This is a genomic window from Nocardia cyriacigeorgica, from assembly GCF_010858045.1.
Taxonomy (GTDB): domain Bacteria; phylum Actinomycetota; class Actinomycetes; order Mycobacteriales; family Mycobacteriaceae; genus Nocardia; species Nocardia cyriacigeorgica_E.
The window spans coordinates 75,722-90,355 of the sequence record NZ_JAAGVC010000016.1 but is presented as its reverse complement, the minus strand read 5'-3'; the positions used below and the strand labels follow the sequence as shown (position 1 = coordinate 90,355).

The 14,634-nt window shown below is 69.5% G+C and carries 12 protein-coding genes and 1 other RNA gene; 7 read left to right on the top strand and 6 right to left on the bottom strand.

What is annotated here, in order from left to right; translation table 11 throughout:
- Positions 1 to 31 precede the first annotated feature (31 nt).
- Positions 32 to 628 carry a TetR/AcrR family transcriptional regulator gene (locus GV790_RS16300; protein WP_163814198.1) on the top strand — a complete coding sequence of 199 codons (597 nt, stop codon included), beginning with the start codon at positions 32 to 34 and terminating at the stop codon, positions 626 to 628.
- Positions 629 to 710: 82 nt separating this feature from the next.
- On the opposite strand, the gene GV790_RS16295 is transcribed toward GV790_RS16300, so the two are convergent.
- The 3 genes from GV790_RS16295 to GV790_RS16285 all read right to left on the bottom strand — a co-directional run bounded on the left by GV790_RS16295 (position 711) and on the right by GV790_RS16285 (position 6,734).
- Positions 711 to 3,722, bottom strand: a complete 3,012-nt coding sequence (locus GV790_RS16295) for a bifunctional [glutamine synthetase] adenylyltransferase/[glutamine synthetase]-adenylyl-L-tyrosine phosphorylase (protein WP_163814197.1) — start codon at positions 3,720 to 3,722, stop codon at positions 711 to 713.
- A gap of 56 nt (positions 3,723 to 3,778) precedes the next feature.
- Entirely contained in the window at positions 3,779 to 5,116 is a 1,338-nt protein-coding gene (gene glnA, locus GV790_RS16290; protein WP_036535109.1) for a type I glutamate--ammonia ligase, read from the bottom strand.
- An 85-nt stretch (positions 5,117 to 5,201) separates the two neighbouring features.
- Positions 5,202 to 6,734 (bottom strand): alpha/beta hydrolase, encoded by a 1,533-nt coding sequence (locus tag GV790_RS16285; RefSeq protein ID WP_375139399.1) that lies wholly within the window; start codon positions 6,732 to 6,734, stop codon positions 5,202 to 5,204.
- A 298-nt stretch (positions 6,735 to 7,032) separates the two neighbouring features.
- Between GV790_RS16285 and panB the strand changes: the two genes are divergently transcribed.
- The 4 genes from panB (at position 7,033) to GV790_RS16265 (ending at position 10,368) form a co-directional block, all read left to right on the top strand.
- The gene (gene panB, locus GV790_RS16280) at positions 7,033 to 7,887 is read left to right on the top strand and encodes a 3-methyl-2-oxobutanoate hydroxymethyltransferase (RefSeq protein WP_163814196.1); all 855 of its coding nucleotides are present in this window, start codon (positions 7,033 to 7,035) and stop codon (positions 7,885 to 7,887) included.
- A gap of 307 nt (positions 7,888 to 8,194) precedes the next feature.
- Positions 8,195 to 8,524, top strand: coding sequence for a hypothetical protein (locus tag GV790_RS31160; RefSeq protein ID WP_163814195.1), 330 nt, complete (start codon positions 8,195 to 8,197; stop codon positions 8,522 to 8,524).
- Entirely contained in the window at positions 8,524 to 9,486 is a 963-nt protein-coding gene (gene pip, locus GV790_RS16270; protein WP_163814194.1) for a prolyl aminopeptidase, read from the top strand. The genes GV790_RS31160 and pip overlap by 1 nt, the downstream gene beginning before the upstream one ends.
- Positions 9,487 to 9,489: 3 nt before the next feature.
- Complete coding sequence (locus GV790_RS16265) at positions 9,490 to 10,368, top strand: CHAD domain-containing protein (RefSeq protein WP_163814193.1); 879 nt, start codon at positions 9,490 to 9,492, stop codon at positions 10,366 to 10,368.
- Between the two features lie 154 nt (positions 10,369 to 10,522).
- On the opposite strand, the gene GV790_RS16260 is transcribed toward GV790_RS16265, so the two are convergent.
- Together GV790_RS16260 and GV790_RS16255 are read right to left on the bottom strand one after the other, a co-directional pair.
- Positions 10,523 to 11,965 (bottom strand): RNB domain-containing ribonuclease, encoded by a 1,443-nt coding sequence (locus GV790_RS16260; RefSeq protein WP_163814192.1) that lies wholly within the window; start codon positions 11,963 to 11,965, stop codon positions 10,523 to 10,525.
- Between the two features lie 18 nt (positions 11,966 to 11,983).
- Positions 11,984 to 12,316, bottom strand: coding sequence for a hypothetical protein (locus GV790_RS16255; RefSeq protein WP_138446546.1), 333 nt, complete (start codon positions 12,314 to 12,316; stop codon positions 11,984 to 11,986).
- 397 nt (positions 12,317 to 12,713) lie between these two features.
- On the opposite strand from GV790_RS16255, the gene GV790_RS16250 reads away from it, so the two are divergent.
- The gene (locus GV790_RS16250) at positions 12,714 to 13,160 is read left to right on the top strand and encodes a hypothetical protein (RefSeq protein WP_163814191.1); all 447 of its coding nucleotides are present in this window, start codon (positions 12,714 to 12,716) and stop codon (positions 13,158 to 13,160) included.
- A gap of 80 nt (positions 13,161 to 13,240) precedes the next feature.
- On the opposite strand, the gene rnpB is transcribed toward GV790_RS16250, so the two are convergent.
- Positions 13,241 to 13,656, bottom strand: an RNA gene (rnpB, locus tag GV790_RS16245) — RNase P RNA component class A.
- Positions 13,657 to 13,692: 36 nt separating this feature from the next.
- On the opposite strand from rnpB, the gene GV790_RS16240 reads away from it, so the two are divergent.
- Positions 13,693 to 14,580, top strand: a complete 888-nt coding sequence (locus GV790_RS16240) for an alpha/beta hydrolase (RefSeq protein WP_163814190.1) — start codon at positions 13,693 to 13,695, stop codon at positions 14,578 to 14,580.
- Positions 14,581 to 14,634 lie beyond the last annotated feature (54 nt).

Sequence of the window (14,634 nt, the reverse complement as noted above, 5' to 3'; positions counted from 1 at the left end):
AATGGCATTCCAATTAGCCACAGGAGGCCCGATGGACCACGGAGAGTCAGCGCCGCCGGGCGGAGTGCGAGCCGATGCGCGCCGCAGCCGGGCACGACTGCTCGAGGCCGCGCACACCATGTTCACCAGCGAGGGCGTCGATGTGTCGTTCAATGAGATCGCCCGTCGCGCCGGGGTGGGACCTGCCACGCTCTACCGGCATTTCCCCCAGCGCGAAGACCTCATCGCCGCAGTGGTCGGCACCAGTCTCGACGAGGTGATCGCGCTCGCGAGCACTCTCGATGCCGAGCCCGATCCCGCTGTCGCGCTTGCCCGCTGGGTCGCCGCGCTGGTGTCGCACATTCGCCGGGTCCGCGGGCTGTCCGAGGAGATCATGCGTGCCCTCGAGGTCCCCGACAACCCTCTCGCGCCGCATTGCGCCGCGGCACTCGACGCGGCAGGCACCGTGCTGTCCCGCGCCCAACAGGCGGGGCGCGCGCGACCGGAAGCCACCACCGACGACATCGTCAAGATCGCCGGCGCGATCGCGTGGACCAGCGACCAGTCCGACGCCACCGCGCAGGCCACCGATCGTCTTGTCGGTCTTGTGCTGCACGGCATCATCGATTCCGACCGCTCGCCTACCTGACGGTGCCTGGCGCCCGCCGAGCCTGTCTGCGGAATCCGCTGCGTCGCCGGACAACCGAACCCCAACCGGTCATCCGCCTCGGTCAGGCCCCGAATACCCGCTCCACCACGCCTTTCGCGCGCCGGGTGATCCGCATGTAGTTGTCGAGGAATTCCCCGCCGTCACCGTTGCGCCAGCCCGCCGCGTACGCCACCGCCGACAGCTGCGGGCCGGGCGCGGGCAGTTGATCGCTCGGCTTGCCGCGCACCTGGACCAGGGCATTGCGGGCCTTGGTCGCGATGAGCCAGGCCTGGCGCAGCAGGTCGACGTCCTCGGGGTCGAGCAGGCCCTTGCGCTCGATGACGTCCAGCGTCTCCAGCGTCGAGGTGTTGTGCAGCTCCGGCACCTCGTGGGCGTGGCGCAGCTGCACGAGCTGCACAGTCCATTCGATATCGGCGAGCCCGCCGCGGCCGAGTTTGGTGTGGGTAGCCGGGTCGGCGCCGCGCGGCAGGCGTTCGGAATCGACGCGGGCCTTGATCCGGCGGATCTCGCGCACCGATTCGGCCGACACCCCGCCCGCCGGATACCGCACCTCGTCGATGAGGTGCAGGAACCGCACGCCGAGCTCCTGATCTCCGGCGACCTGGTGGGCGCGCAGCAAGGCCTGCACCTCCCACGGCTGCACCCACTGCTCGTAGTAGGCCGCGTAGGAGGCGAGGGTGCGCACGAGAGCGCCGTTGCGTCCCTCCGGTCGCAGCGCGGCATCCACCTGCAGTGGCGGGTCGGTGCTCGGCGCGCCGAGCATGCGCTGCACCCGCTCGGCGATGCCGGTGGCCCAGCGCACGGCCTTGGTCTCGTCCTCGCCGGGCCGCGGATCGCAGACGAACAGCACATCGGCGTCGGAACCGTAGCCGAGTTCCATGCCGCCGAGCCTGCCCATGCCGATCACCGCGAAGTCGGCGGGCGCGGGTGCGCCGCGTTCGGCCTCGCTGGCCCGGATCACCGCCCGCAGCGATGCCTCGAGCACCGCGACCCACACCGACGACAGGGCCCGGCACACCTGCGGCACATCGAGCAGGCCGAGCAGATCGGCGGAGGCGACCCGGGCGAGTTCGTGCCTGCGCAGCGAACGTGCCGCGGCGACCGCGCGGTTCGGGTCGTCGTAGCGGGCGGCGGCGGTGAGGATGCCGCGGGCGACGTCCTCGGGTTGCGGGCCGAGCAGCAGCGGCCCGCTGGGCCCGTCGGCGTACATGCGGATGGTCTCTGGCGCGTTGATCAGCAGATCGGGCAGGTAGGCCGAGGAGCCGAGCACGATCATCAACCGCTGCGCGACCGCACCCTCGTCGCGCAGTTCGCGCAGGAACCAGGTCTGCTCGGCCAGCCCCTCCGAGACCCGCCGATAAGCCAGCAGGCCCGCGTCCGGGTTGGGGGTATCGCCCAGCCATTCCAGCAGCGTCGGCAGCAGCAGCGCCTGGATACGACCCTTACGCGACACCCCTCCGGTGAGTGCGCGCAGGTGGCCGAGCGCGTGTTCGGGGGCGGCGTAGCCGAGGGCGGCGAGCTGGCGCACGGCCGCATCGGGGCTCAACCGCAACGCGTCCGAATCCAGCCGGGCGACCGACTCCAGCAGCGGCCGGTAGAACAGCTTGGCGTGCAAACGCCGCACCCGGACGGTGTTGCGGCGGATCTCCGTGCGCAGCACCCCCACCGCGTCCTGGCGCCCGTCGGGACGCATATGGGCGGCCCTGGCCAGCCAGCGCATGCCGTCGGCGTCGTCGTCGGCGGGCAGGGTGTGGGTGCGCTTGAGCCGCTGTAGTTGCAGCCGGTGTTCGAGCAGGCGCAGGAACTCGTAGGAGGCGGTGAGGTTGGCGGCATCGTCGCGGCCGACGTAGCCGCCGGCAGCCAAGGCGGTCAAGGCTTCGACGGTGCCCTGCACATGCAGGGTGTCGTCGACCCGGCCGTGCACCAATTGCAGCAGCTGCACGGCGAATTCGACGTCGCGCAAACTACCGTGGCCCAGCTTCAGTTCACGTTCGCGCAGGTCGGCGGGCACCAGATCCTCGACGCGGCGGCGCATGGCCTGCACGTCGGGGACGAAGTCGGTGCGTTCGGAAGCCGACCACACCATGGGCATGAGCGCGTCGCGGTATTGCTCGCCGAGGGCCAGGTCACCGGTCATCGGGCGCGCCTTGAGCAGCGCCTGGAACTCCCAGGTGCGCGCCCAGCGCTGGTAGTAGGCGATATGCGATTCGAGAGTGCGCACCAGCGCACCGGCCTTGCCCTCGGGGCGCAGCGCGGCGTCGACCTCGAAGAAGGCGGCGCTGCCGATGCTCATCATCTCCGCGGCCAGCCGAGCGGCGGTGGCGTCGGCCGGTTCGGCGGCGAACACGATATCGACGTCGGAGACGTAGTTGAGTTCGCGCGCACCGCATTTGCCCATGGCGATCACCGCGAGCCGCACCGGGCACGGCTCGTCGCGGCAGACCCGGGCGACGGCGACCGCCAGCGCCGCGGTCAATGCGGCATCGGCGAGGTCGGTGAGATGGCGGCCGACCACCTGATACGGCAGCACCGGCTCGTTCTCCACGGTGGCCGCGAGATCCTGGGCGGCCAGCAGCATCAGCTGATCGCGGTAGCGTTTGCGCAGCAGCGCAACGACTTCCGGGCCTGACTGCCCGGCCCGGAACAGCATCGGGGCGGCGTTCGGGCCCGTCTCCGGTACCGCGTCGACGGCGTCGAGCAGATCGGTGACCAACTCGTCGCGGTCCGGGAGATCGGTGCGGCGCAACGACTTCCACGCCGACGGATCGGCCACCAGATGGTCACCGAACGCCGTCGACGAGCCGACAAGAGCGAACAACCGGCCGCGCAGGGCCGTATCGGTACGCAACGCCGAATCCAGCTCGGCCCACTCGTATCCGAGCGCCTCACGCAACCGGATGATCGTATTCAGCGCCAGGTCGGCGTCGGGCGCGCGCGAGAGCGCCCACAGCAGCGGGATGCCATCGATGTTGTCCCATGCCAGTTCGGCCAGGGAGGCGGCAGCCGTCGGCTCGAGCAATCCGAGACGGCCGACGCCGGGGACAGCGGAGCGGGCAGTCGGGGGCCGGACCATGCTTTCAAATTACATGCTCGCGCCCAGGTCGTGGTGGGCACGACCGCACCGCGACCTCACAGCCCGAGATACTCCCTGAGTTCGAACGGCGTCACCTGGCTGCGGTAATCGGCCCACTCCCGGCGCTTGTTGCGCAGGAAGAAGTCGAACACGTGCTCACCGAGGGTTTCGGCGACCAGTTCCGAGCGTTCCATTGCCTGCAACGCCTCATCGAGGGTGCCCGGCAGCTCCCGGAAGCCCATCGCGCGGCGCTCGGCGGCGGTGAGCGACCAGACGTCGTCCTCGGCCTCCGGCGGCAGCGTGTAGCCCTTCTCGATGCCGCGCAGGCCTGCGGCCAGCAGCACCGCGAAGGTCAGGTACGGGTTGCAGGCCGAATCAGGGCTGCGGATCTCGACACGACGCGAGGAGGACTTGTTCGGCGTGTACATCGGCACCCGGACCAGCGCGGACCGGTTCGACCGGCCCCACGAGGCCGCGGTGGGCGCCTCACCGCCGTGGATGAGTCGCTTGTAGGAGTTGACCCACTGGTTGGAGATGGCGCTGATCTCGGGGGCGTGCTCGAGGATGCCCGCGATGAACGCGCGCGCGGTCGCGGAGAGGTTGATCGGGTCGTCAGGATCGTGGAAGGCGTTCGCCTCGCCCTCGAACAGGCTCATGTGGGTGTGCATGGCCGAGCCCGGGTACTGGGCGAACGGCTTGGGCATGAACGTCGCGCGCACGCCCTCGTCGATGGCCACTTCCTTGATCAGGTAGCGGAAGGTCATCACGTTGTCGGCCATGGACAGCGCGTCGGCGTAGCGCAGATCGATCTCCTGCTGGCCGGGCGCGCCCTCGTGATGGCTGAACTCCACCGAGATACCCATCGACTCGAGCGCGTCGATGGCGTGGCGGCGGAAGTTCGGGGCGGAATCGTGCACGGCCTGGTCGAAGAAGCCGCCGCTGTCGGCCGGCACCGGATCGGCGCCGTCGGGGGTGTTCTTGAGCAGGAAGAACTCGATCTCCGGATGCACATAGCAGCTGAAGCCGACGTCACCGGCCTTGTTCAGCTGACGGCGCAGCACATGCCGCGGATCGGCCCAGGACGGTGAGCCGTCGGGCATGGTGATGTCGCAGAACATGCGCGCGGAATGCTGGTGGCCCTTGCTGGTCGACCACGGCAGCACCTGGAAGGTGGACGGGTCGGGGCGGGCGACCATATCGGCCTCGGAGATCCTGGCGAATCCCTCGATGGCCGAACCGTCGAAACCGATGCCTTCCTCGAAGGCGCCTTCGAGTTCGGCGGGGGCGATCGCCACGGACTTCAGATAGCCCAAGACGTCGGTGAACCAGAGCCGCACGAAGCGGATGTCCCGCTCTTCGAGCGTCCGCAGCACGAATTCCTTCTGGCGATCCATGACCGCGACTGTAGGCACCCGGCGTTAAATCTGTGTTACATGGCGACACGGGGTTTGTATCCCGCGATGTGAGCTCACCTGCGCGTCAGCACCTGAGCCCGGGTTGCGGCGCGATCAGCTCGGTCAGGTAGGCGACGACCGCGTTGTCCACACACGGCGAACCCTCGTTCAGCACCACGGTATGGCTATCGCCTTCGTAGGTGATCAACGCGGCGCCCAGCTGCTCGGCGAGGTCGACGCCGGCCTGATACGGGGTGGCCGGATCGCCAGTGGTGGACACCACCACCGTCGTCGGCAGGCCCTGCACCGAGATCTCGTGCGGCTGACTGGTATTGGGCACCGGCCAGCTCGCACACAACTCCAGCGGCGCGGCCCCGGTACCGCGGCCGTCGTCCATGAACGGAGCGGCCTTGCGGTACTCGGCGTCCTGGCGTGCCGCCACCGCCGGATCGGTGATGCGCGGATCGTCGACGCAGCGGATGGCGTTGAAAGCGTCGTTCAAATTGTTATACGTGCCGTCTTCGTTGCGGCCGTTGTACAGATCGGCCAGCTGGAGCAGCGTGTCGCCGCGACCCTGGCTCAATTCTGTCAGCCCGAGCGACAGCACGCGCCAGAAGCTTTCGCTGTAGAGCGTCTGCCGCACGCCGGTGAGCGCATCGCCGTAGCTGAGGCCGCGGGTGTCGGTGGTGGCGGCGGGCTTGTCCCACAGCGGGTCGACCAGCTCCCGGAACCGCTTCACCGCCGTGGACGCGTCGTTACCCAGTGGGCATTCCGGCCGGGTGACGCAGTCGGCGGCGTAGGCGTCGAAGGCCTGTTGGAAGCCTTCGGCCTGGCGCAGCGATTCCTCCACCGGGTCCTGGGTGGGATCGATGGCGCCGTCGAGCACCAGGGCGCGCACGTTGCCGGGGAACTTCTCGGCATACGCGGTGCCGAGGCGGGTGCCATAGGAGTAGCCGAGGTAGCTGAGCTTCGGATCACCGAGCACCGCCCGGATGACGTCCATGTCCTGCACCACCTCGCGGGTGCCGACGTGGGCCAGGAACTCCTTGCCGGTGCGTTCGACGCAGGCGTCGGCGTATTCGCGGTTGTCGGCCTCCTCGGCGGCGATGCCCTCCGGGGTGTTGACCACCGGCGGCTCGGCGCGTTCGGCGTCGGCTTCCTGCGGGGTCAGGCAGGCCACCGAGGGCGTCGAGGCGCCGACGCCACGCGGATCGAATCCGACTCGGTCGAAACGTTCGGCGATCGCGGTGCCGCCGCCGACCGTCACGGTGGACAATCCGGACATACCGGGTCCGCCCGGGTTGAGCAGCAGCGAGCCGATGCGATTCGCGCCCTCGGCCTTGACCCGCGACAACGCGATCTGTGCGGTCGCGCCATCGGGATCGGCGTAGTCGACCGGGACGGTGATCCGTGCGCATTCGGTCGCAGGTGGCAGCGATTCGTCCGGGCCGGTGAAATCGGCGCAGCTACCCCACTGCGGGGTCTGGGTGTAGAACTCGGCGAGTCCGTCCGGCGGCGGGGGCGCCGCGACCGCGGGTTCCTGCTTCGACTCGGCACAACCGGCCGCCAACGCCGTCACCGCCAGCACCGTCACCAGCACACCACGCCCACTCCGCACGGCGCCATGCTAGCCGCGATTCCGGTCGCCGCCGCACCGCGCCAGCTGGGCCGGGCCGGTCTGCGCGGCGCGCGGACCGCCGCCGCGCAGCGTGGGACAAGGGAACCGGCGCACGGCATCGGGCCGGCGAGCAACAGCGCAGCGACGGCCGCGCATCCGATGACGGTGCCCGGCGCATGTGACCAACCGCACTGGTCGCGGGCCTTAAATGCGTAGTGCGGCCGGTGGCACACTGGATGGCGTCACCCAGACCCGGGGACCCGTACGACGGGCCTCGAGGACGACGAAAGGGACGATGATGTCCGTATCCGATTCGGAAACCCCCGCCTACGGCGCTGCCTCGGCCGAGGCGAAGCCCCGGCGTAAGACCCGCGTCCATCATCTACAGCAGATGAAGGCGACGGGCGAACGCTGGTCCATGCTCACCGCCTACGACTACTCGACGGCCCGGCTGTTCGAGGAGGCCGGCATTCCGGTGCTGCTGGTCGGCGATTCGGCGGCCAATGTGGTCTACGGCTACGACACGACCGTGCCGGTCACCGTCGACGAGCTCATCCCGCTGGTGCGCGGTGTGGTGCGCGGCGCGCCGCACGCCCTGGTGGTCGCCGATCTGCCGTTCGGCACCTACGAATCCTCGCCGCAGCAGGCGCTGGCCACCGCGACCCGGTTCCTGAAGGAAGGCCAGGCGCATGCGGTGAAGCTCGAGGGCGGCGAACGGGTGGCCGAGCAGATCGCACTGATCACCGCCGCGGGTATCCCGGTGATGGGCCATATCGGCTTCACTCCGCAGAGCGTCAATACCCTTGGCGGTTTCCGGGTGCAGGGCCGCGGCGACGGCGCCGAGCAGCTCATCGCCGACGCCATCGCGGTCCAGGAAGCGGGCGCGTTCTCGGTGGTGATGGAGATGGTCCCGGCCGAACTCGCCGGCCAGGTCACCCGCAAGCTCACCATCCCCACCGTCGGGATCGGGGCCGGCGCCGATTGCGATGCCCAGGTGCTGGTCTGGCAGGACATGGCCGGCTACACCAGCGGCAAGACCGCCAAGTTCGTCAAGCGTTTCGCCAACACCGGCGACGATCTGCGCGCCGCGGCCGCCGCCTACGCCGAGGAAGTTCGCACGGGCACCTTCCCCGGGCCCGAACACAGTTTCTGAACCGTCGACAACGAGCTCGGCCGGGCCCGCGCGGATCCCTCCCGCGCTGCCCGGCCGACGCCGTTGCGGCCCCCTCGTCTAACCCCACACCCGACCCCGGCCCGGGAACACCGCACCGCCGGGGTACCGGAAAAATGGCAGACTCGTATCGACAATCTCGAGTCGAGCAGAGGTACTGATGCCGGAACGCCGTTGGATTTCCCGGAGCACACTGGTGGTCGCGGGAGCGTGTGCTGCTGTCCTATTGACCGCGTGCGGAGGTGAATCCGGGACCGGCTCCAGCGGTACGACCGGGACGACGACCGCCGTGCCCACCAGCCTTCCGGCGACCACACCTGGCGCCACGTCCCCCACCCCCGGCACGCCGCTCGAGGTCTCCGATTCCGCCGCGACGGCCTTGTGCGAGATGATCCGCCCCGAGCTGTCGAACTGGCGGGTGCAGGGCCCGACCCTCGGCCGTATCGGCTTGAACGCCATGGTGCACGACTGGGCGCTGCGCAACGGCGCGATCAACGCCCAGGTACTCGCCGATAAGCAGTCGATCGACCGGATCACCACCAAGGCCTGCCCCGAGGTGCGACAGGAGGCGATCGACGCGCTGCAACTGCCGGATCTGGCGTCCGGCCTGGCATTCTGATGCGCACCCTTTACCCGCCGATCGAGCCGCATCAGCAGGGCATGCTCGACGTGGGTGCGGGCCAGTCGGTGTACTGGGAGGTCAGCGGCAATCCGGACGGTAAGCCCGCGGTGTTCCTGCACGGCGGGCCCGGCGGCGGCACCGCACCATTCCATCGCCAGTTCTTCGATCCGGAGCGGTACCGGATCGTGCTGTTCGATCAGCGCGGCTGCGGGCGCTCCACCCCGCATATCGCCGACGGCGCGGATCTGTCGGTGAACACCACCGACCATCTCATCGCCGATATCGAGCAGTTGCGCGAGGCGCTCGGCGTCGAGCAGTGGCTGGTGTTCGGCGGATCGTGGGGTTCCACCCTCGCGCTGGCCTACGCGCAGCGGTATCCGCAGCGGGTCACCGAACTGGTGCTGCGCGGGATCTTCCTGTTGCGGCGCAAGGAAATCGACTGGTACTACAACGGCGCGGCCGGCTACGTCTACCCCGACGAATGGGAGAAGTTCCTCGCACCGGTGCCCGAAGCCGAGCGTGACGGCGATCTGGTGCAGGCCTATCACCGGTTGCTGCACTCCCCCGACGAGGAGATCGCCACCGCGGCCGCCATCGCCTGGTCCACCTGGGAGGGTGCGACGAGTTCGCTGCTGCCGCAACCGGATCGGGTCGCCGAAACCGGTGAGCCGCGCTTCGCGCTCGCCTTCGCGCGGATCGAGAATCACTATTTCCGGCACGGCGGTTTCCTCGACGAGGGACAGTTGTTACGCGATATCGACACGATCGCCGACATTCCCGCGGTGATCGTGCAGGGCCGCCACGACATCGTCTGCCCGGCGGTCAGCGCATGGGAATTGCACCGCGCCTGGCCCGGTTCGGTGCTGCACATCGTCGACGATGCCGGGCACGCCGCCAACGAACCCGGAATCACGCACCATCTCGTCGAAGCCACCGACGGGTTCGCGAAAGGACGCTAGGTCATGACGGCCACCGCCGCAGACGCGCTCATCGCGGCGCTGGGTGAGGACATCGACCGGCTGCTGGCCGCCGAACCGGAGGTGCGCGCCGACGCCTGGGATTCGGTGCATCAGATGCGCGTGGCCACCCGCAGATTGCGCAGTGTGCTGCGGTCCTATCGCCGGTTGTTCAAACGCAGGCCCGCCGCCGCGATGGTGGCGGAGCTGGCCTGGCTGGCCGGGCTGCTCGGGGTCGCCCGGGATGCGGAGGTGCGGGCCGAACGGTTCGCGGCGCTACTGGATTCCGAGCTCACCGAAGGCGCCGATCCGGATGTGCTCGGGGCCGTCACGCATCGGCTGGTAGCCGCCGAGCGGGAGCGGTACTCGGCCGCGCACACCGAGGTGCTCGGCGCGCTGGACAGCGCACGCTATCGCGCGTTGCGGGATCAGCTCGCGAGCTGGCGGACTGCGCCCCCGCTGCGCAAGGCACGGGTCGGCGGGCCGGCCGACGACGCCTTCCGCTCGGTGTTGCACCGCGACCGTGCGCGCCTGCACCGGATGGTCGGCGCGGAGGTCACCGTCGCCCCGGCGGATCGCATCGAGCTGCTGCACGATATCCGCAAGGGCGCCAAGCGGTTACGGTATTCCTGCGAAGCCGCGGCCGACACGCTCGGCGGCGAGGCGGACGAACTCGGCAGCCAGGCCAAGCGGTTGCAGACAGTTCTCGGTGATCACCGCGACGCGGTCGAATCCCGTGCAGCCATCCTCGCCCGCGCCGCAGAAGCACGGGCCGCCGGCGAATCCACGGCGCTGTATTCCGCGCTGGCAGACGCCGAAGACCGGGCCGCCGGTGAGCATTTGGCGAAATACCCTGTCACTGCGGCTTCGCTGCTGCCCGGTTAGGCGTGCTCGGTATCGCGGGAGCCCCGGCCACGCGTTCGACCGAGTAAGTCGGCGGGCGTCGACCCACTACCTCGGCGGACGTCGGCTCAACGGCCACGCGCGTATCCGCTCGTCACCATCCGCGCCGGGAATTCTGCACCGTGGCGACCGGGCCTCAACGCACGTGGGTGAACAACACCTTCCGCGCCACCGGATCCGCCGATGCCAAACGCACCCGCACCCTGGAACCCTCGGTCGGCGACCCCTCACAGGGACCCACCAGCGGCGGGTCGGCGATGAAGATCTCGGCGGGCCGGTTGCCATTGCCTTCGCGTACCACGACGGCCTCGAATTCGGCGCCGATGCGCTGCGACAGCAGGGTTGCCTCGGTGAGGTCGATACAGGCGCGTTCGACCTTGTTCGCCACACCGTCGCTGCGTTTCATCGTCTCGGCGGTCGCGGCCAGGCCGTCGCGCACCCACTGCGGCACCGGGGTGCCAGCGCAGTGGGCCAGGCAGATCTCGGTGGTGAACCGGTCGACCAGGCGCCGCAGCGGCGCGGTGACATGCGCGTACGGTGCGCCGATCGCGCTGTGGCGCAAGCTGTCCGAGGACGGGTCGGTGCCGTCGAGGACGGTGTAGGCGGCGCCGCGCAGCAGGCCGGTGGCCTCGGACATGAGCACCAGCGTCGCCGGCGAATTGGGATCGAGTGCCGCCAGCATCCGGCCCACCGGCGCACCGGCGGGCCAGTCGATGCCGAGGGCGGCGGCGGTGCGGCGGATCGAGGCAATGGCCGAATCGGGTGGCGGCGGCATGGTGCGCAGCAGGCCGATGCGTTCACCGGAGCCGTCGGCGCCGTCGAGCATGATGCGGGCCGCGCACATGCCTGCCAGCAGCGACACCTGCTCGTTCCAGTCGTCGGCGGCGGTGCGCGGTTCGAGCACCAGGCGCCAGTGCCCGTCGGCGCCCTCGTCGCGGATCACGCTCTGCGCAGGCAACCGCAGTTCGATCGCGCCGCGTTCCAGCCCGGCCGCGATGCGTTTGGTGCCGAATTCCGGCAGCGCCGCGATCGAGGGGTGCAGGCGGCCGGCGTCGGCGTCGGCCTGCACACCGGCATAGTCGAGGCGGGCCCGGGAGCGCACCAGGGCGCGCTCGACCGAATACCGCAACGGCTCGGCGTCGTGATCGAGTTCGATGGTCCACAGGGCGGCCGGGCGGGTCTGATCCGGCAGCAGACTGGCCGCGTTCTCCGACAGCACCGGCGGATGCAGCGGCACAGTGGTGTCGGGCAGGTAGAAGGTCTGGCCGCGGGCGCCCGCTTCGGCGGCCAGCGCGCCGTCCGGGATGACCACGGCGCCGAGGTCGGCGATGGCGTAGTGCAGCAGGAAGCCGGTGCCGGTGCGTTCCAGGTGCAGCGCCTGGTCGAGATCCATCGCGCCCGGCGGGTCGATGGTGACGAACGGGATGTCGGTGCGATCGGAGCGGTCGCCCGCGAACACGTCGACCGCGTCGCGGGCTTCCGCGGTGGCCTCGGCCGGATAGGCCGAGGTCAGTCCGAATTCGGATCGAATGGCGCCGAAATCGACCGGCGCCGAGACGATCCGCTGGTGGAGTTCCACGCTGAGAATTCTAGGTCGCTACTTCAGCGCCAGCATGGTGCCGCTCAGCTGGTCGAACGGCCCGAAGACGGTGAAAACGACGCGGCCCTCGGGATACTCCGACGACAACGCCGCCGCCGAGTCCAGGGCGTAGCCGAACGACGCCGCCGACGGGTGCGGCAGCCCGGCGATGGTGCGCCCGACACCACTCTGGTGCACCCATTTGGTGTCGGCGGGGGTGAGGTCGACCTGCACCCCACCCGGCAGCGGAGTCACCGCCACCGCGCCGGCGTTACCGGCCCCGAGCGTGGCGAAAACCGATGCGGCCCCGGCGATCAATGCGCCGGCGACCAGAGAACGAACTACCCGCATATGAGTTGAGACCTGCTTCCCGAGAGTTTCAGTGTGAGGTGATGCATCGCGGCCCCGCGAGGCATCTCGATCCAACGGCGACCACTCTATGACCTCTATCACGTTCTCGGCCAGTTCCGGATGAATCCGGCACCTCAGCGGCGCCGACTCGGCAGCCGGCGGGCGCGGTCGCTGCTAGGGTGGCCGAGCGTAACCGTCCCGTAAGACGAAATCTTGGGAGTTCCGCACCTCATGTCCACTCTTGTGTACGACTACCTGCTGCCCCTGCTCGGTCCCGAACAGGCCGCCAACTTCGCGCGGATGCTGTTGATCGGCCCCGCCTGAGGTAGTTGCGCAGTCGCCTCCCGCTGCTGGTGCGGGAGGCGCTTTGCCCCGGGTGCCGCTAGCATCCGGCAACGTGATCAGAACTTCCGCCGCCATCGCGGCAACTGCCAGCGCCCTTGCCCTGTTCATCGCCGGTTGTGAGGACGAGACGACCTCGAGTTCCGCGCAGTCCACGGCCTCCGGTTCCGCGACCGCATCGGCCACCGCCTCGGCCACCGAGTCCGGCGATGCCGCGGCTCCGTCGACGGGCGCGACCTCCCCGAAGGGCGATATGAGCCTGGATTCGGTCAAGATCGGCTCCTTCGTCGTCGCCTACAAGCAGGCCTTCCCGAGCCTGGCCGAGGGCCGCAGCGACGAGGAGATCGGTGAGATCTTCACCGAGACCTGCGACGATATCCACGAGGGCAAGGCCGAGGACGAAGTCCTCACCGAAATCTCCAACCGCACCAAGAACGGTCGCGGCTCGGCGTCGCCGGAGGAGTCGAAGGCCATCTACGAAATGATCAAGGTGCTCTGCTGATCACAGTGCTCTGAGACCTGCGAAGACTGATACCGACGCGGCGGCGCCCCAGCAGGGGCGCCGCCGCTCGGCGTCTGGGGCGGACGAGCCGGCGTATAAGCCGGATCCTGTCCCCGGTTCGCACCGGGTGGCGGCCATCCATCTGGACACACCGTCGCCGGGTGCCTCGAGCGGTCCACCCGCAGGCTCGGGCGAGCAGCCCTCGAACACCTGCGCAGCCGCATCGCACGCGATGCGACCTTCGACCTTGCTCCGGGCGGGGTTTACCGAGCCGCCCCGGTCACCCGGGGCGCTGGTGCGCTCTTACCGCACCGTTTCACCCTCACCACACGACCCCGAGAGGTCGTGGGCGGTCTGTTTTCTGTGGCACTGTCCCGCGGGTCGCCCCGGGTTGCCGTTAGCAACCGCCCTGCTCTGTGGAGTCCGGACTTTCCTCGGCTCCGGGCAGCGACACCGCAGTGCCCGTTCCCGTCGCCGCGGCCGCCCGGCCGACTCGTCCGCCAGCACAGGATACTCGGTAAGTTAATCGACCATGGAACGTGTCGAGGTCAGCTTCCCGTCGGGGGGAGAGCAGTGCGCCGCCTGGCTCTACCGTCCGGATGGCGTGCCCAAACCCCGCCCGCTCGTGGTGATGGGACACGGCCTGGGGGCCAACAGGGAAATGGGTTTGGATCGGTACGCGCGCAGGTTCGCGGCCGCGGGGATGGGGGTGCTGGTCTTCGACTATCGCCATTTCGGTGCCAGTGACGGCGCACCGCGCCAGCTGCTGCACATCGCCCGTCAGCGCGAGGACTGGCATGCGGCGATCGCCTACGCGCGCACCATCCGCGGGTTCGACGCCACCCGGATCGCGTTGTGGGGCACCTCTTTCGGTGGCGGGCACGTGCTGTCGGTGGCGCCGGACGACGCCTATATCGCCGCGGTGGTGGCGCAGGTGCCGTTCACCAGCGGCTGGGCCTCCGCCATGGCGAAGGGCCCGACCAGCCTCACCAAGGTGGCCACCATCGCCGCCACCGACCTGCTGATCGGACCGATCCGGCGCAAGCCCGTTCCGGTGCGGCTGGCCGGGCGCAAGCGTGCCGCCGCGCTGATGTCGGCGCCCGACGTGCCGGAGGGTTTCGGCAGGCTGGCCGAGGAAAGCGAGAGCTATCAGCCGAAAGTAGCCGCGCGCGTGGCCTTCTCGGCCCTGTTCGACGCGCCGGGGCGGCGCGCCAAGGCGCTGAAGATGCCGGTGCTCTACGCACTGTGCGACAACGATTCGGTGGCACCGGTCAAACCCGCGCTGCGCGCCGCCGAACGCACCAAGCACGCCATCGTGAAGCGCTACGACGCAGGGCATTTCGACATCTACTTCGATGACGTGTTCGAGCAGGCCGTGCACGACCAGACCGAATTCCTGGTCTCGGTGCTGCGCCCCTGAGCATGCCCTGGGCGGGGCCGGCCCGGCGCGGTAGGCCGGATCCGGACCCGGCCG

Excerpts from the sequence above, each read along its gene's own strand:
- GV790_RS16300 (WP_163814198.1), top strand. The coding sequence starts at position 32 with ATGGACCACGGAGAGTCAGCGCCGCCGGGCGGAGTGCGAGCCGATGCG.
- GV790_RS16295 (WP_163814197.1), bottom strand. The coding sequence starts at position 3,722 with ATGGTCCGGCCCCCGACTGCCCGCTCCGCTGTCCCCGGCGTCGGCCGT.
- glnA (WP_036535109.1), bottom strand. The coding sequence starts at position 5,116 with ATGGATCGCCAGAAGGAATTCGTGCTGCGGACGCTCGAAGAGCGGGAC.
- panB (WP_163814196.1), top strand. The coding sequence starts at position 7,033 with ATGTCCGTATCCGATTCGGAAACCCCCGCCTACGGCGCTGCCTCGGCC.
- pip (WP_163814194.1), top strand. The coding sequence starts at position 8,524 with ATGCGCACCCTTTACCCGCCGATCGAGCCGCATCAGCAGGGCATGCTC.
- GV790_RS16265 (WP_163814193.1), top strand. The coding sequence starts at position 9,490 with ATGACGGCCACCGCCGCAGACGCGCTCATCGCGGCGCTGGGTGAGGAC.
- GV790_RS16255 (WP_138446546.1), bottom strand. The coding sequence starts at position 12,316 with ATGCGGGTAGTTCGTTCTCTGGTCGCCGGCGCATTGATCGCCGGGGCC.
- GV790_RS16240 (WP_163814190.1), top strand. The coding sequence starts at position 13,693 with ATGGAACGTGTCGAGGTCAGCTTCCCGTCGGGGGGAGAGCAGTGCGCC.